This window comes from Streptomyces sp. SID486 (assembly GCF_009865385.1).
GTDB lineage: Bacteria > Actinomycetota > Actinomycetes > Streptomycetales > Streptomycetaceae > Streptomyces.
The window spans coordinates 1-16,284 of sequence record NZ_WWJT01000005.1; the positions used below are offsets into that span (position 1 = coordinate 1).

17 protein-coding genes are annotated in these 16,284 nt (G+C 72.5%); 6 read left to right on the forward strand and 11 right to left on the reverse strand.

The genetic code is table 11. The annotated features are described in order from the left end of the window. Positions 1-137 precede the first annotated feature (137 nt). The gene (locus tag GT045_RS00495) at positions 138-602 is read left to right on the forward strand and encodes a DUF3093 domain-containing protein (RefSeq protein WP_161332934.1); all 465 of its coding nucleotides are present in this window, start codon (positions 138-140) and stop codon (positions 600-602) included. Positions 603-607: 5 nt separating this feature from the next. Here GT045_RS00495 and GT045_RS00500 read toward each other — a convergent pair whose 3' ends face one another. The 4 genes from GT045_RS00500 to GT045_RS00515 form a co-directional block, all read right to left on the reverse strand. Beyond that, positions 608-1,522 carry a hypothetical protein gene (locus tag GT045_RS00500; protein ID WP_161332935.1) on the reverse strand — a complete coding sequence of 305 codons (915 nt, stop codon included), beginning with the start codon at positions 1,520-1,522 and terminating at the stop codon, positions 608-610. Between the two features lie 13 nt (positions 1,523-1,535). After that, entirely contained in the window at positions 1,536-1,832 is a 297-nt protein-coding gene (locus GT045_RS00505; protein ID WP_005481602.1) for a DUF4193 domain-containing protein, read from the reverse strand. A 393-nt stretch (positions 1,833-2,225) separates the two neighbouring features. Further along, on the reverse strand, positions 2,226-3,473 hold the full coding sequence (locus GT045_RS00510; protein ID WP_161297298.1) for a HAMP domain-containing sensor histidine kinase: 1,248 nt from the start codon (positions 3,471-3,473) through the stop codon (positions 2,226-2,228). A 5-nt stretch (positions 3,474-3,478) separates the two neighbouring features. Next, entirely contained in the window at positions 3,479-4,132 is a 654-nt protein-coding gene (locus GT045_RS00515) for a response regulator transcription factor (RefSeq protein WP_161297296.1), read from the reverse strand. Positions 4,133-4,545: 413 nt separating this feature from the next. On the opposite strand from GT045_RS00515, the gene GT045_RS38705 reads away from it, so the two are divergent. Next, complete coding sequence (locus tag GT045_RS38705; protein ID WP_167381439.1) at positions 4,546-4,719, forward strand: hypothetical protein; 174 nt, start codon at positions 4,546-4,548, stop codon at positions 4,717-4,719. Positions 4,720-4,793: 74 nt separating this feature from the next. On the opposite strand, the gene GT045_RS00520 is transcribed toward GT045_RS38705, so the two are convergent. Next, the gene (locus GT045_RS00520; RefSeq protein WP_161332936.1) at positions 4,794-5,609 is read right to left on the reverse strand and encodes an inositol monophosphatase family protein; all 816 of its coding nucleotides are present in this window, start codon (positions 5,607-5,609) and stop codon (positions 4,794-4,796) included. A gap of 8 nt (positions 5,610-5,617) precedes the next feature. Next, positions 5,618-6,745 (reverse strand): ferrochelatase, encoded by a 1,128-nt coding sequence (locus GT045_RS00525; RefSeq protein ID WP_161297292.1) that lies wholly within the window; start codon positions 6,743-6,745, stop codon positions 5,618-5,620. 182 nt (positions 6,746-6,927) lie between these two features. Here GT045_RS00525 and GT045_RS00530 point away from each other — a divergent pair, with 182 nt between their 5' ends. Together GT045_RS00530 and GT045_RS00535 are read left to right on the forward strand one after the other, a co-directional pair. After that, a complete protein-coding gene (locus GT045_RS00530; protein WP_161297290.1) occupies positions 6,928-8,166 on the forward strand; it encodes an MFS transporter in 1,239 nt (412 codons plus the stop codon). Next, complete coding sequence (locus GT045_RS00535) at positions 8,126-9,454, forward strand: D-arabinono-1,4-lactone oxidase (protein WP_161297288.1); 1,329 nt, start codon at positions 8,126-8,128, stop codon at positions 9,452-9,454. Before GT045_RS00530 ends, GT045_RS00535 begins: the two co-directional genes overlap by 41 nt. Here the strand turns inward: GT045_RS00535 and GT045_RS00540 are convergent. Beyond that, complete coding sequence (locus GT045_RS00540) at positions 9,378-10,160, reverse strand: hypothetical protein (protein ID WP_161332937.1); 783 nt, start codon at positions 10,158-10,160, stop codon at positions 9,378-9,380. The genes GT045_RS00535 and GT045_RS00540 overlap by 77 nt on opposite strands. Positions 10,161-10,640: 480 nt before the next feature. Here GT045_RS00540 and sepH point away from each other — a divergent pair, with 480 nt between their 5' ends. Continuing rightward, on the forward strand, positions 10,641-11,681 hold the full coding sequence (gene sepH / locus GT045_RS00545) for a septation protein SepH (RefSeq protein WP_161332938.1): 1,041 nt from the start codon (positions 10,641-10,643) through the stop codon (positions 11,679-11,681). A gap of 60 nt (positions 11,682-11,741) precedes the next feature. On the opposite strand, the gene GT045_RS00550 is transcribed toward sepH, so the two are convergent. Next, a complete protein-coding gene (locus GT045_RS00550; RefSeq protein ID WP_202526725.1) occupies positions 11,742-12,593 on the reverse strand; it encodes a sulfurtransferase in 852 nt (283 codons plus the stop codon). 319 nt (positions 12,594-12,912) lie between these two features. On the opposite strand from GT045_RS00550, the gene GT045_RS00555 reads away from it, so the two are divergent. After that, entirely contained in the window at positions 12,913-13,704 is a 792-nt protein-coding gene (locus GT045_RS00555) for a VOC family protein (protein WP_161332940.1), read from the forward strand. Between the two features lie 4 nt (positions 13,705-13,708). Here the strand turns inward: GT045_RS00555 and GT045_RS00560 are convergent, their stop codons facing one another. From GT045_RS00560 to GT045_RS00570, 3 genes are read right to left on the reverse strand one after another with little or no spacing between them, the layout of a single operon-like run. Then, positions 13,709-14,359 carry a thymidine kinase gene (locus tag GT045_RS00560; protein WP_161286857.1) on the reverse strand — a complete coding sequence of 217 codons (651 nt, stop codon included), beginning with the start codon at positions 14,357-14,359 and terminating at the stop codon, positions 13,709-13,711. 48 nt (positions 14,360-14,407) lie between these two features. Continuing rightward, positions 14,408-15,598: a nucleotide pyrophosphatase/phosphodiesterase family protein gene (locus GT045_RS00565; RefSeq protein WP_161286858.1), complete on the reverse strand. Its 1,191-nt coding sequence runs from the start codon at positions 15,596-15,598 to the stop codon at positions 14,408-14,410. Next, positions 15,598-16,194 carry a DUF5998 family protein gene (locus GT045_RS00570; protein WP_161286859.1) on the reverse strand — a complete coding sequence of 199 codons (597 nt, stop codon included), beginning with the start codon at positions 16,192-16,194 and terminating at the stop codon, positions 15,598-15,600. The genes GT045_RS00565 and GT045_RS00570 overlap by 1 nt, the downstream gene beginning before the upstream one ends. Positions 16,195-16,284: the final 90 nt, after the last annotated feature.

Here is a 16,284-nt window from a genome sequence, read left to right on the forward strand (position 1 = left end):
GCGCCGCGTCCCACCGGCACAGCAACGCCACCCCTCACCCGCCGTCCGCCACCCGTCACCGACCGGCCCGACGGCGGCGCGTCCGACCGGCACCCCTCGCAGCCGCCCGGCGCGGCTCCCGTGCCAAGCTTGGCTTCATGCAGCTCTCCGCCACCCCCTACGAAGAACGCCTCACCGCCCCCCGCTCGTGGTGGCTGATCAGCTTCCTCGTGGGCGTCTCCCTCGCCCTGATCCTGCTGCCGTTCGGCACCCTGCCGCTGCTGGGCGGCCTGGTCGGCGGGACGGCCGTGGCGGCGGTGGTGGCCAGTGCCTACGGCTCGCCGCGCATCCGGGTCGTGGGCGGCCTCCTGATCGCGGGCGAGGCGAAGATCCCGGTGTCGGCGCTCGGCGCGGCACAGGTGCTGGACGCGGAGGAGGCCCGCGCCTGGCGGACGTACAAGGCCGACACCCGCGCCTTCCTGCTGCTGCGCGCGTACATCCCCAGGGCACTGCGCGTGGAGGTCACCGACCCGCAGGACCCGACGCCGTACCTGTACCTGTCGACGCGGGAGCCGGAGAACCTGGCCGCGGCGATCGAGGCGGCACGCGAGGCGCACGCCTAGAGCGCTCAGGGCTCCTTCGGGAGGTCACGCATCTTCAGCGGCTGCGCCGGTCTCTCCAGTGGCGGCAGGTCCGGCAGCTCGTCCCACGGCACCTGGGTCTTGCGCAGATCGGCGCGGATGCGTGCGGCGAGCCTCTTGGTGTCCCGGCGGTTCATGACCGCCCCGACCGCGGCGCCGACCATGAACGGCATCAGGTTGGGCAGGTCGCGGACCATCCGCTTCATGATCTGCTGGCGCAGTTCGCGCTTCATCCGGCCGCCGAGGGCCGTGTCGTACGTCGACGGTTTCGTCACGTCGATGCCGCGCTCCCCCGACCAGGAGGACAGATACGCGGCGGAACGGGTCCTGAGGTTCCCCGGCGGGCGTACGCCGTAGACCTCGTGCAGTTCGGCGATCAGCTTCAGCTCGATCGCGGCGACCCCGGTGATCTCCGCGGCCAGCTCGGTCGGCATCGCCGGCGGCACCGGCAGCATGGCCGCCGCGCCGATCCCGGCCCCGACCGTCGAGGTGCCGGCCGCCGCGCCCGCCACCAGCTTGTCGGCCAGCTCCTCGGGTCCGAGACCGGGGAACTGCCTGCGCAGGTCGGCGAGGTCGCGTACGGGTACGCGCGGGGCGATCTCGATGATCCGGTCCGCGAGGTACGCCAGCCCCTCGCGAGCCCGGCTGCCGCCCCTGCGGGCGCCTTCCCGGGCCAGATCGCGGGCCTTGCCACCCATCACCGCGGCCCGGCGCCGCGCGACGGGCGTGGGCCGCTGCGCCGGTGCCGGCTGGTCCTGCCGGTCGGCCGCCGGTACGAGCGGGGCTCCCGCTCCAGGTGAGCCCCGCTCGTCGTCACGCGCGCCGTGCGAGCCGTCGGACGGCCCATGGTCCGCTTTCCCCAAGGAGAAGCGGCGCTTCCGGGGAGGGGTCGAGCCGGACATGGCCGACCCGTCCTCAGTCGCAGTCGCGGCAGATCGGCTGGCCGTTCTTCTCCCTGGCCAGCTGGCTGCGGTGGTGCACCAGGAAGCAGCTCATGCAGGTGAACTCGTCCTGCTGCTTGGGCAGCACCCGGACGGCCAGTTCCTCGTTCGAGAGGTCGGCGCCGGGCAGTTCGAGGCCCTCGGCGGCCTCGAACTCGTCGACGTCCACCGCCGAGGTGGACTTGTCGTTCCGCCTGGCCTTCAGCTCTTCAAGGCTGTCCGAGTCGACGTCGTCGTCGGTCTTGCGTGGAGTGTCGTAATCGGTTGCCATATCGCTCTCCCCCTCTGGGTGTCTGCGGTGTCTCCAGCGCACGTAACGCGTGAGAGGCCGGACTTGTGCCCGACCTGAGGCGGAGATTTTGCCTCACATCAAGGTCTGTTACTCAATCGACACCCAACCCGACCCCTCAAGAGTGATCGGCTTGGATGGCGGTGAGGACCGTACACGGTTCGAATGCCGCACCTCAAAGGCGCCTCACCGTGTACTTCCCGTGATCAAGAGCCCTGAAAACCAGGACTTTCCCGGCTTTCCACCTTCTGTCATGATCACCGTGCGTACATGGCCGGAATTCCGCCCATGTGATCGATCACACAGGAAGAACCCCGTCCGGTGGTCGAATAATTCCGCGTTCAGCGAACAACCACCGCGTGTGTCGGTTCCGGATCACAGCGGCAGCGTGACGCGCATCTCCAGCCCGCCGCCCTCCCGGGGCCGTGCCAGGATGTGCCCGCCGTGCGCCCGGGCCACGGACCGGACGATGGACAGGCCGAGACCCACGCCCTTGTCGCTGCCCGTCCGCTCGGTGCGGAGCCGCCGGAAGGGCTCGAAGAGGTTGTCGATCTCGTACGCCGGCACCACCGGCCCGGTGTTGGACACGGTCAGCACAGCTTGCCCGTGCTGGACCTCCGTGTTCACCTCGACCCAGCCATTCTCGGACACGTTGTACCGCACCGCGTTCTGGACGAGGTTCAGGGCGATCCGCTCCAGCAGCACGCCGTTGCCCTGCACCACGGCCGGCTTCCGCTCGCCGCGGATCTCCACCCCCTTCGCCTCGGCCTCGGCGTGCACCTGGTCCACGGCCTGCGTGGCGACCTCGGCCAGGTCGACCGGTTTGCGCTCGACGATCTGGTTGTCACTGCGGGCGAGCAGCAGCAACCCCTCGACCAGCTGTTCGCTGCGCTCGTTGGTGGCCAGCAGGGTCTTGCCGAGCTGCTGCAACTCCACCGGCGCACCCGGATCCGACAGGTGGACCTCCAGCAGCGTGCGGTTGATCGCGAGCGGGGTGCGCAGTTCGTGCGAGGCGTTCCCGACGAACCGCTGCTGCGCCGTGAAGGCCCGCTGCAGCCGCTCCAGCATGTCGTCGAAGGTGTCCGCCAGCTCCTTCAGCTCGTCGTCCGGGCCGTCCAGCTCGATCCGGCGGGACAGGTCGGATCCGGCGACCTGGCGGGCGGTGCGGGTGATCCGGCCGAGCGGGGACAGCACGCGGCCGGCCATCGCGTAGCCGAACGCGAAGGCGATCACCGCCAGGCCCAGCAGGGCCAGCAGGGAGCGGCTGAGCAGGTTGTCCAGGGCCGTCTGGCGCTGCTGGTCCACGCAGTGGGCGATGGCGTCGTTGAAGTCCGGCAGGGACAGGCTGGTGGTGTTGATCGCGGGGCAGTTGCCGCTGGAGACCTTCAGCTCCTGGTAGGCGACGATCTTGAACAACGGCTGGTTGCCGGTGCTGATCGCCTGCGCGGCCAGCAGGTAGATGATCGACAGCAGCAGGATGCCGGCGATCAGGAACATGCCGCCGTAGAGCAGGGTGAGGCGTATGCGGATGGTGGGGCGCAGCCAGGGGAACGGGGCCTGCGGCCGCCTCGGGTCCCAGGTGGGCTTCGGTGGCGCCTGTGGGGGCGCGGGCGTCGAGGCCACCGGGATCAGATCCGGTAGCCGGAGCCGGGCACGGTGACGATCACCGGCGGTTCACCCAGCTTGCGGCGCAGGGTCATGACGGTGACGCGCACGACGTTGGTGAAGGGGTCGGTGTTCTCGTCCCACGCCTTCTCCAGCAGCTGCTCGGCCGAGACGACCGCGCCCTCGCTGCGCATCAGCACCTCCAGCACCGCGAACTCCTTCGGCGCGAGCTGGACCTCCTTGCCGTCCCGGAAGACCTCGCGGCGGTTGGGGTCGAGCTTGATGCCGGCGCGCTCCAGGACCGGCGGGAGCGGCACGCTGGTGCGGCGGCCGAGGGCGCGCACGCGCGCGATCAGCTCGCTGAACGCGAACGGCTTGGGCAGGTAGTCGTCCGCGCCGATCTCCAGGCCCTCGACGCGGTCGCTGACGTCGCCGGACGCAGTGAGCATCAGCACGCGGGTGGGCATGCCCAGCTCGACGATCTTGCGGCAGACGTCGTCGCCGTGCACGCGCGGGAGGTCGCGGTCGAGGACGACCACGTCGTAGTCGTTGACGCCGATGCGCTCCAGGGCGGCCGCACCGTCGTACACGACGTCGACGGCCATGGCCTCCCGGCGCAGTCCGGTGGCCACCGCATCGGCGAGCAGTTGCTCGTCCTCGACGACGAGTACGCGCACGTCGCTTGTCCTTCCTGTGTCCACCCGGGCAGCGCGCCGTGGGCGCGCGCGGGCCAGGGGTCTCCGTAGGGTGTGACCCCCATCCTGCCCTTTTCGGCCATAAGTCGGCTGTAAGGCGGGGGCGGGGCCGCAGGGACGGGGGTGACGCGGCGGGAATACGAGAAATTCTCCGCCGCTTAGGTTTCTCGGGAGAGGAGCGGGGGGAGGACGGCTTTACACCCCGCGATCACGCTCTGCATGTGCCGCAGCACCATGCGGTACTCCGCCTTCCGCTTGGCAGAGCGGGCGCGGGTGTCCGGCACCGCCGCCGCTCAGCCGGGCAGCGCTGGGCACCTGCGAGAGCCGTGATCGCCCCTTCCCTACCGGCACACCCCCGTGCCACCGACCCACGACCCTGGACGAGGGGGCGCAGCATGGACGCTTTCACCGCAGGACTTCTGCAGCGCATAAAGGCGACCGAGTCCGACCTGTCGCGGGCTCGTGACGAGGGCGACGACTTCCTGGTCGAGGTGGAGCAGGCAGAGCTCGACGACCTGCGACGCCTCGCCGCCGAACACGGTGTGGAGGTCGGCGCGTCACGCGTCTGATCGGCTCGGCAGCGCAAGAGGGGACCCCGGCGAATCCAGCGCCTGGGTCCCCTTGCGCATGCCGCCGCCCCGGGTCAGTCGTGCCACGCCCCGAAGTCCTCCAGCAGGCGCTGGAGCGGCTCGAAGACCCCGGGCGCACCCGCCACCGTCAGCTCCCGCGACGGGCGCTCTCCGGGCCGTCCACCGGTCAGGGCGCCCGCCTCCCGGGCGATCAGGTCCCCGGCGGCGTGGTCCCACGCGTGCAGACCCCGCTCGTAGTACCCGTCGAGCCGGCCGCACGCCACGTCGCACAGGTCGACCGCCGCCGAGCCGCCGCGCCGGATGTCCCGCAGCAGGGGGATGAGCCGGGCGGCGATCCCGGCCTGGTGGGCACGCACTTCGGTGACGTAGTTGAACCCGGTGGAGACCAGTGCCTGGTCCAGCGGGGGCGCGGGACGGCAGGCGAGCGCTCGTTCGCCCTCCCACGCGCCCGTGGCCCAGGCGCCGCCGCCACGGACGGCGTGGTACGTCTCACCGCGCATCGGGGCCGCGACGACCCCGACGACGGTCTCGCCGTCCCGCTCGGCCGCGATGGACACCGCCCAGGTCGGCAGCCCGTAGAGGTAGTTCACGGTGCCGTCCAGCGGGTCGATCACCCAGCGGATGCCGCTGGTGCCCTGGACGGAGGCCCCCTCCTCGCCGAGGAAGCCGTCGTCGGGGCGCCGGCCGGAGATCAGATCGGTGATCAGCTTCTCGGCGGCGATGTCCATCTCGGTGACGACGTCGATCGGGCTGGACTTGGTCTTCGCCACGGCCAGGTCGGCCGGGCGGCCGTCCCTCAGCAGTGCGCCCGCGCGGCGGGCGGCCTCCTGGGCCAGGGCGAGCAGGTCCCGGTGCAGGGCGTCGCTCACGGGGCTCCTCACGCGTAGGGGCTGTCGGCGCCCGCGGCGGCCGGGCGGGGGGCGCGGGCCGGGCAGCAGCCGACCGGGCAGAGCTGGTGGCTGGGGCCGAGCGCGCCCAGGGCGCAGGGCGTGACGTCCTGGCCGCGCTCCACGGCGGCCCGCTCCAGGATCAGCTCGCGCACGGCCGCGGCGAACCGCGGGTCCGCGCCCACGGTGGCCGAGCGGCGCACCGGCAGCCCCAGTTCCCCGGCCCTGGCCGTCGCCTCCGTGTCGAGGTCGTAGAGGACCTCCATGTGGTCGGAGACGAAGCCGATGGGAGCCATGACCACGGCCGGCGCGCCGGCGGCGTGCCGCTCCTCCAGGTGGTCGCAGATGTCGGGCTCCAGCCACGGGATGTGCGGGGCGCCGGAGCGGGACTGGTAGACGAGCTGCCAGGGATGGTCGACGCCGGTCCGCTCGCGGACGGCGTCGGCGATCAGCCGGGCCACTTCCAGGTGCTGCGCGACGTAGGCGCCGCCGTCGCCGTGGGCCTCGACGGGGCCGGAGGTGTCGGCGGCGGAGGTCGGGATGGAGTGCGTGGTGAAGGCGATGTGGGCCCCCGCGCGGACGTCCTCGGGCAGGTCCGCGAGGGAGCGCAGGACGCCGTCGATCATGGGCTCGACGAATCCGGGGTGGTTGAAGTAGTGCCGCAGCTTGTCGGTCGTCGGCGGCTCCAGCCCCTCCTCCGCCAGGGCGGCCAGCGCGTCGGCCAGGTTCTCGCGGTACTGGCGGCAGCCGGAGTAGGAGGCGTAGGCGCTGGTGGCCAGGACCAGGATGCGCCGGCGGCCGTCGGCGGCCATCTCGCGCAGGGTGTCCGTCAAATACGGGGCCCAGTTGCGGTTGCCCCAGTAGACCGGCAGGTCGAGGCCGTGCTCGGCGAAGTCCTTGCGCAGGGCGTCCAGCAGGGCGCGGTTCTGGTCGTTGATGGGGCTGACCCCGCCGAACAGGAAGTAGTGCTGCCCGACTTCCTTGAGGCGTTCCTTGGGGATGCCGCGCCCGCGCGTGACGTTCTCCAGGAACGGGACCACGTCGTCCGGGCCTTCGGGGCCGCCGAAGGAGAGCAGGAGCAGGGCGTCGTACGGGGTGGCATCGAGCGCGTCTGGCATGAGTCGATCCTGCCACTCGGCACCGACACCGGGGAAACAGCGGGACGAAGAGTCGCGTTCGAGGTGATCAGGGGTGATTCCTCCCGGTGATTGTCCGAGCGCACAGCCCGTGCGATTAGGGTCACCTAACTTGTAATCTGTATCTCCAGCCTTCGCGCCTTACCGACCGCTTCGGAGTCCCCGTGCCCAGCCCCTACAGAGCCCTGTTCGCCGCGCCCGGCACCAGGGCCTTCTCCGCCGCGGGATTCCTCGGCCGGATGCCGCTGTCCATGATGGGCATCGGCGTGGTCACGATGATCTCCCAGCTCACCGGGCGGTACGGTCTCGCGGGCGCGCTGTCGGCCACCATCGCGCTGTCCGCCGCCGCGCTCGGGCCGCAGATCTCCCGGCTGGTGGACCGGCACGGCCAGCGCCGGGTGCTGCGCCCCGCGACCCTGGTGGCCCTGGCCGCGGGGGCAGGTCTGCTGCTCGCCGCCCACTTCCGGTGGCCGGACTGGGTGCTGTTCGTGTGCGCGGCCGGGATCGGGGCGGTGCCGAGCCTGGGCGCGATGATCCGCGCGCGCTGGGCGGCGCTGTACCGGGGGACGCCCGAGCTGCACACCGCCTACTCCTTCGAGTCGGTCGTGGACGAGGTCTGCTTCATCTTCGGGCCGATCATCTCCATCGGCCTGTCCACCGCCTGGTTCCCGGAGGCGGGCCCGCTGCTGGCCGCCTGCTTCCTGGCGGTCGGCGTCTTCTGGCTGACCGCCCAGCGCGCCACCGAGCCGGAGCCGCACCCGCGCGGGCAGTCCGGCGGCGGCAGCGCCCTGCGCGCGGTGGGGCTCCGGGTCCTGGTGGCCACCTTCGTGGCGACGGGGGCGATCTTCGGAGCCGTGGACGTGGTCACCGTCGCCTTCGCCGACGAGCGCGGCCACAAGGGCGCCGCGAGCCTGGTCCTGGCGCTGTACGCGGCGGGTTCCTGCGCCTCGGGCGTGGTCTACGGGCTGCTGCGGTTCAGCGGTGCTCCGGAGCGCCGCTGGCTGCTGGGCGTGGCCGCGATGGCCGTGAGTATGATCCCCCTCCTACTGGTCGGAAACCTGCCGCTTCTGGCCGTGGCGCTGTTCGTTGCGGGTCTGTCCATCGCTCCGACGATGATCACGACGATGTCCCTCATCGAAGAGCACGTACCTCGCGCGCAGCTCACCGAAGGCATGACCTGGGTGAGCACCGGCCTCGCGGTCGGTGTCGCGCTCGGCTCCTCCGCGGCCGGCTGGGTGATCGACGCGGCCGGGGCGCGGGCCGGGTACGGGGTTCCGGTCGTGTCCGGCGCCGTCGCGGTCGCGGTCGGTTTCCTCGGGTACCGCCGGCTGCGCAGGCCGGCCGCGGGTCGGGGAGGCACCGTTGAGCAGCACAGCGAGCGGGAAGAACGGCACCTGGCGTAACTGGGGCGGCAACGTCTCCGCCCGGCCCGTCCGGCAGGTCGCGCCGGCCTCGGTGGAGGAGCTGACGGCGGCGGTGCGCCGGGCCCGGGAGGACGGCCTGAAGGTGAAGGCGGTCGGGACCGGGCACTCCTTCACCTCGATCGCCGCCACCGACGGTGTGTTGATACGTCCTCAACTGTTGACCGGCATACGCGGCATCGACCGGGAATCCATGACGGTCACGGTGGAGGCGGGCACCCCGCTCAAGCGGCTCAACGCCGCTCTCGCGCGCGAGGGCCTCTCGCTCGCCAACATGGGCGACATCATGGAGCAGACCGTCTCCGGAGCCGTCAGCACCGGCACGCACGGCACCGGCCGTGAGTCCGGCTCCATCGCCGCGCAGATCAGGGGGCTGGAACTCGTCACGGCCGACGGCTCGGTGCTCACCTGCTCGGCGGAGGGGACGGAGGAGGAGCGCGCCCTCTTCGCCGCGGCTCGCATCGGCCTCGGCGCCCTGGGTATCGTCACCGCGATCACGTTCGCCGTCGAGCCCCTCTTCCTGCTCACCGCGCGGGAGGAGCCGATGCCCCTGGACCGGGTGCTCGCCGAGTTCGACCAGCTGTGGGCCGAGAACGAGCACTTCGAGTTCTACTGGTTCCCGCACACCGACAGCACCAACACCAAGCGCAACAACCGCAGCGCGGGCCCGGAGCGGCCGGTGGGGCGGCTGGCCGGCTGGTTCGAGGACGAGTTCCTCTCCAACGGGGTGTTCCAGGCGGTCCAGTGGGCCGGCCGTGCCGTCCCGGCCACCGTCCCCGGGATCGCGCGGATCTCCAGCAGGGCCCTGTCCGCGCGGACGTACACGGACATCCCCTTCAAGGTCTTCACCTCGCCGCGCCGGGTGCGCTTCGTGGAGATGGAGTACGCCGTCCCGCGCGCGGCGCTGGTGGAGACGCTGCGCGAGCTGCGGACGATGGTCGACCGTTCGGGTCTGCGGGTCAGCTTCCCGGTGGAGGTGCGCACCGCCCCGGCCGATGACATCACCCTGTCCACCGCGTCCGGCCGGGACAGCGCCTACATCGCCGTGCACATGTTCCGGGGCACGCCGTACCAGGCGTACTTCACCGCCGCCGAGCGCATCTTCACCGCGCACGAAGGACGTCCGCACTGGGGCAAGGTGCACACCCGGGACGCGGAGTACCTCTCCCGGGTGTATCCGCGTTTCGGCGAGTTCACCGCTCTGCGGGACCGTCTCGACCCGGAACGCCTGTTCCAGAACGACTACTTGCGGAGGGTTCTGGGGGCGTAGGCGTGGCGGCCGACGGGCTGGGCGCGCCGGGCGAGGGCGTGGGGCCGGCCGGGTCGCCGCTCGGGGAGCCGCCGGGGCTCCGGCTCGGCTCCCCGCCCGGGTCGCCGCTCGGGGAGTCGCCGGGCAGCGGGGACGTGCCGTCGGGCGTGTCCCCGGAGGGCGCGCCGCCGGAGGGCACGCCGGTACCGCCGGGCGGTGTGTGCTCCGGTGACGGCGCGTCCGAAGGGGCGGGCGTGTCGTCGGACTTGTGGGCGGAGGAGCCGCGGCCGGTGACCGCGTCGCTGACCGTCGTGCCCCCGCCCCCGCTGAAGCTGCTGCCGGACACCAGCTCGTAGGTGGTGATGCCGGCGAGCGTGACGCCGAAGACCAGGGCGGCGGCCACCAGCGGGCGGCGCCAGCTCTTCACCCGCGCGCGGTAGACGGTGCCCGCGGTGAACTCGCCGGGGGACGGTGCCGTCCGCCGACCCGGCCGGACCGCGACGGTGCTCTTCTCCCGGAACTGCTCCCCGGTCCGCTTGAAGAAGTGCTGGAACAGGGTGCCGCCGCAGGTGGCGACGACGCTCACCACTCCGGCCCCGATGATCGTGCCGTACACCCCGAAGTACGAAGCCAGTTTGGCCGCCACGACCGCCGCCAGGGCGCTGCCCGCGACCTGGGGGACGCTCAGATCGATCCGTTTCCGACCCGTATCGGGTGTCTCACGCATACCCGGAACTTGCCTGCCTTTCCCGTACTTGGTCGACATTGCTCAACCGACTGCACGAGAAGGGGACGTACGGACGAAACCAATAGTTCCGTTTCTGGCGATTGCGTGAAGTTCGCCACGTCGGTGATCCACAAAACCGGTTGCGGAGGGCGAACTCCCCTCCCTTGCCAGAAGTTGGGCAGCGCGCCGATCCACGCACATGGCCCGAATGGAGTACTGTTGCGAGCCCTGGGTCCGGTCTCCCACCAGGGTGCCCGCGGCTCTGCAGGACCGCCGGGAGGGGGCTAGTTGCACAGGGTGACGAAGTTCGTCACTTAGCGTTGCGAACAGGTAACCGTGCCATAACGGCGGTCCCGGGCCCGTGCCCGACACGCCGGGCAACTCGGCAAGGTTGTGGCAGGCTGCACCCGGGCAGGCCACACTCGACTAGCGGAAGCAGCGACGCACGTGACGTCGGCAGGCACCACCCGGGAGGTCCCCATGCCCGAACTGCGTGTCGTGGCCGTCTCGAATGACGGCACACGGCTGGTGCTGAAGGCTGCCGACGCAACGGAGTACACACTTCCGATCGACGAACGGCTGCGCGCCGCCGTGCGCGGCGACCGGCCCCGCCTCGGCCAGATCGAGATCGAGGTCGAGAGCCATCTGCGGCCCCGCGACATCCAGGCGCGGATACGTGCCGGTGCCACCGCGGAAGAGGTCGCGCAGCTCGCCGGCATCCCCGTCGACCGGGTACGGCGCTTCGAGGGGCCCGTGCTGGCCGAGCGTGCCTTCATGGCCGAGCGGGCCCGCAAGACCCCGGTCCGCCGCCCCGGTGAGAACTCCGGGCCGATGCTCGGTGAGACGGTGCAGGAACGGCTGCTGCTGCGCGGTGCCGAGAAGGACACCGTGCAGTGGGACTCCTGGCGTCGCGACGACGGCACCTGGGAGGTGCTGCTCGTCTACCGGGTCGCGGGCGAACCGCACTCGGCGAGCTGGACGTACGACCCGCCCCGGCGGCTCGTCCAGGCCGTCGACGACGAGGCGCGTTCGCTGATCGGCGAGACCGACGACCTGGCCGTGCCCGAGCCGAGCTTCCCGTTCGTCCCGCGCATCGCCCGGCTGCCGCGCGAGCGTTCGATGGACCGCGCACTGGAGCGTGTCGACCGGGAGCGGCCCGGACTGCCCGCGCCGCCGCCGGAGCCGGACGAGGAGAGCGCGGGCGAACGCGACTCGCTGACCAGCCTGCTGGAGGCCGTACCGAGCTTCAGGGGCGACCTGGTGGTCCCGGAGCGGCCGGCGGATCCCACGGAGGAGGCCGAGGACGAGCCCGCCGCCGAGGAACCGCCGGCGCCCGCCGCGTCGGCGGGCTCCGCCTATGCGGACGTCCTCATGCCGCGCTCCGTCGGCAGCCACCGTGACCGGCTCGTCGGCGCCACCGACCGCCAGGCCGAGGCGGACGGCGTCCGCCCCGGCCGCCGCGCGGCCGTCCCGAGCTGGGACGAGATCGTGTTCGGCACCCGCCGCAAGAAGCAGGAGTAGGTCTCCGGGACCGTGGCGGGGGGGCACGCGCGCGCGTGCCCCCCCGCCACGGCTGCCCCGCTACTGCGGATCCGCCCCCACCACCACCGGCCGGGACGGGTCCGAGGACCACTCGGACCAGGAACCGACGTACAGGGCCGCCGGGATGCCCGCCACCGCGAGCGCGAGGACCTCGTGGGCGCCGGAGACGCCCGAACCGCAGTACACGCCCACCTCGGTGTCCTCGGACACCCCCAGGGCCTTGAAACGGTCCCTCAGCTCCGCCGCGGGCAGGAAGCGGCCGTCGGGGCCGACGTTCTCCGTCGTCGGCGCGGACACCGCGCCCGGGATGTGCCCGCCCACCCGGTCGACCGGCTCCACCTCCCCGCGATAGCGCTCCCCCGCGCGCGCGTCCAGCAGCACACCGGTCCGGGCCAGCGCCGCGGCCGCGTCCGCGTCCAGCCGTCCCCCCGCCCCCGGCACCGGTGCGAAGTCGCCCGCCGCCGGGTCCGGGGTCACGGTGGACAGCTCGCCCGGCCAGGACGGCAACCCGCCGTCGAGGACCCGCACGTCCGGGTGACCCGTCCAGCGCAGCAGCCACCACGCGCGCGCGGCCGCCCACCCCTGTCCGCCGTCGTACACGACGACCGGCCGGCCGGCCGACACACCCGCGCGGCGCATCGCTGCGCCGAACTCCGCGAGGTCGGGCAGCGGGTGCCGGCCCCGCGCACCGGGCGCGGCGGCCAGTTCCCGGTCCAGGTCGACGAAGACCGCGCCGGGGATGTGCCCGGCCGCGTACTCGGCCCGGCCGTCGAAGGGCGGCGCGCCCGCCGCCTTCGCCAGGCTCAACTGCCAGCGCACGTCGAGCAGCACGGGCGGGCGGCCCCCGGTCAGCTCCTGCGCGAGTTCGGATGCGGTGATGATGGCTGTCATGGCGTCCATCCATACGCCAGGGGTGGCCGCGGCGTCCAGGTCCGGCTACTCTGCTCGGCCGGGCAGTGTCGATCACGAGGCGTACGGGATCGGGCACAGGCTGTACAGATGTCGGACACCCGTCGGCCATCGTCAGGAAGCGGCGAAAGACGGCAGATCGGGCATCCTCTCGGAAGGATCGCCGAGCGGCGCGGTACGCGCCGCGGCACCGCGCAGGACGCGGGCACCGGCACGGGCGTACGCGCCGGCGGCGTGGGACACCCCTTCCGGGGAGCGGAAGCGACACGGCCACCGCGAGGGGCCGGGGAGAGAGTGATCGATGACCGAGGCACGGGATCCGGCCGGTCCGCACATGCGGCACGCACCCGGCACGCCCTGCTGGGTGAGCCTGATGGTGCACGGGCTGGACGCCACCGAGGAGTTCTACGGTGAGCTGTTCGGCTGGGAGTTCCGGCCCGGCCCGCAGCAGCTCGGCCCGTACGTGCGGGCGCTGCTGGACGGGCGGGAGGTGGCGGGCATGGGCCAGCTGCCGCCGGACCGCCGGCTGCCGGTCGCCTGGACGCCGTATCTCGCCTCGGACGACGTGGACCAGACCGCCGACACGGTACGGCTGTGCGGCGGCACGGTGGCCGTCGGCCCGCTGGACGCCGCCGAGGCCGGGCGGATGGCGATCGCCTCCGACCCCTCCGGGGCGGTGTTCGGGATCTGGCAGGGTTCCGCGCATCTCGGCACGGCCGTCACCGGGGTGTCCGGTACACCCGTCTGGAACGAACTGCTGACCTTCGAGACGGAGAGCGTCGCCAAGTTCTACAGAAGCGTCTTCGGTTACGCGGAGGAACCGGTGGTCTCCGCCGACCTCGACTACCTGACGCTGTGCCTGGACGGGCGTCCGGTGGCCGGGCTGCACGGCCTGGGCCACGGTCTGCCCCGGGACCGGGGACCGCACTGGCAGACGTACTTCGAGGTCGCCGACCTCGGCGAAACGCTGCGGCAGGTCACCGGCCTGGGCGGCCGGATCCTCCGGCCGGCCCACGACAGCCCGCACGGCCGGGTGGCGAGGGTGGCGGACCCGGAGGGGGCGGAGTTCGCGGTGGTGCAGGACCCGCGCTGAACCCTCAGGAGGACGCGACGGGCAGCACGTCCGGGGACAGGGCCGCCGCGCGCGCCGACGCGGCGGTCATCCGGCGCCGGTGGTGGCGGCGGCACAGCACCTCGTAGCCGACCACTCCCGCGGCCTGGTTGACGTCACCGACGACCACCTGGGCGCCCTCGACCACCATCTCGCCGCCCACGGTGCGGGCGTTGTGCGTGGCGCGGGCGCCGCACCAGCACAGCGCCTCCACTTGGAGCACCTCGATCCGGTCGGCCAGTTCCACCAGCCGCTGGGAGCCGGGGAAGAGCTTGGAGCGGAAGTCGGTGGTGATGCCGAAGGCGAACACGTCAAGACCGAGATCGTCCACCACGCGCGCGAGCTGGTCGATCTGCTCGGGCGCGAGGAACTGCGCCTCGTCCGCGATCACGTAGTCGGCCCGGCCGCCCTGTGAGAGATGGTCCACGAGGTAGGCGTAGACGTCCTGGCCGTCCTCGACCTCCACCGCGTCGGTGACCAGGCCGAGCCGGGAGGACAGCTTGCCCTCGCCCGCGCGGTCGTCCCGGGTGAAGATCATGCCGACCAGTCCGCGCGCGGACCGGTTGTGCTCGATCTGCAGAGCCAGCGTCGACTTCCCGCAGTCCATCGTTCCGGAGAAGAACACCAGCTCGGGCATGAGGAGTTGAGCACCTTTCGGCAGGTCGTCGTGGCGGGAGGCGGAGGTTCAGGAGCGTACTTCGAGCAGCGGGACGAGCTGCTCGGCGGGGGTCATGGAGCCGTGGTTGCCGACCAGCGCGGACTCCTTGGGCTCCCGCTCGGAGGCGATCAGCAGGACGTCGTCGTGCGCGGCGGCGACCACGTCGCCGATCCGCGGGCGGACCCGCTCGTCCACGCTCGGCCCGAACCAGCCGGCCGCGATCGCCTCGTCCCGCGAGGCCACCCAGAACTGCTCCCCCAGCACCTCGCGCCAGCAGGTCAGGACGTCGTTCGCGGCGCCCGGCACCGCGTACACGTGCCGGGCCCGGCCCTCGCCGCCCAGCAGGGCGACGCCGGCGCTCAGCTCCCAGTCCTCGTCGAAGTCGATGCGGTGCTGTTCGTCGAACGGTACGTCGACCATCCCGTGGTCGGCGGTGACGTAGAGGGCACTGCGCGGCGGCAGCTGCTCGGCCAGCCGCTGGACGAGCCGGTCGACGCACATGAGCTGGCCGCGCCAGGTGTCGGAGGCGACGCCGTAGCGGTGCCCGGAGCCGTCCAGCTCGGCGTAGTACGTGTACACCAGCGAGCGGTCCCCGGCGGCCAGTTGCGCGGCCGCGAGGTCCATGCGCTCCTCGCCGGTGAGCCGGCCGTGGAAGGCGCCGCCGCTGAGGGCGACCTTGGTGAGCGGGGTCTGCGCGAAGGCGGGCGAGGACACCTGGGCGGCGTGCACGCCCGCGTCGTGGGCGAGCTGGAAGACGGTGGGGTACGGCTGCCACAGGCGCGGCGAGGTCCACGGGTGCCAGCGCAGCTGGTTCATCAGCTCGCCGGTGGCGGGGTTGCGCACCGCGTAGCCGGGCAGGCCGTGGACGCCGGGAGGCAGGCCGGTGCCGACGGAGGCGAGGGAGGTGGCGGTCGTCGCCGGGTAGCCGGCGGTCAGCGGGCGCCCGGTGCCGCCGCGCGAGCTGCCGAGCAGGGAGGTCAGGAACGGGGCTTCGTCCGGGTGGGCCCTGAGCTGCTCCCAGCCGAGCCCGTCGATCAGGAAGACGCAGACCCGGTCGGCGGGGGTCAGTTCCTCGATCGTGGCGGTCAGGCCGGGTACGCCCATGCCGGCGGCCAGGGTGGGCAGCAGGTCGGCCAGGGAGCCGCTGCCGTACTCGGGCAGCGGCGCGGTGTCGAGGCTGAGGGGTTCCGGGTGGTCCCAGGCGGAGAGCTGGGACATCAGCGCGTGAGGTCCGCGGTCGCCTCCGAGATGGCCTGGGCGAAGACGAGCGCCTGGCGCACCGTCTCCGGACCGTCCCCGGCCTCGCTGACGCGCAGGCTGAGGTCGTCCGCCGTGGAGCTGCCCGTGTAGCCGTGGTCGGCGTCGCAGTTGGGATCGCCGCAGGCGGCGGGCTCCAGGTCGATGCGGTTGACGGCGCCCCAGCCGATGGTCAGCACGACCTCGCGGGGCAACGTGCCGGGCTTGTACTGCTCGGGGTTCGCGACCACCCGGCTGACCACGACCGAGGAGACCCGGTCGAGCTTCACGGACTCGGTGGAGGTGGTGGCGTACGGCGTCGGGGAGGTGCTGTCGGCGGCCTGCTCGTCGGTGTGGCTGACGATGAAGCGGTTGCCCGTCAGCACCAGCACGGTGACGTGCCGGCGCACCTCGTTCTGGTCGAACGTCGTCTCCTGGTGGACCAGGTACGACCGGATGGGCTCGCCGCCCACAGCGGCCTCCACCGCCTCGGCCACGAGGGCCGGGTAGTAGCCGCTGCGCTCGATCGCCGCGCGCAGCCCCTGGGTCGTCGTACTGGTCTTGGCCATGGCGTCCATCCTAATCCGTGGGCAAGGGCGGTCCGGGCCAGTCGCGGGCACCGGGGGCGGGCCGGGCGACCGGGCGCGCCCGCCGCGGGACCGGTCCCG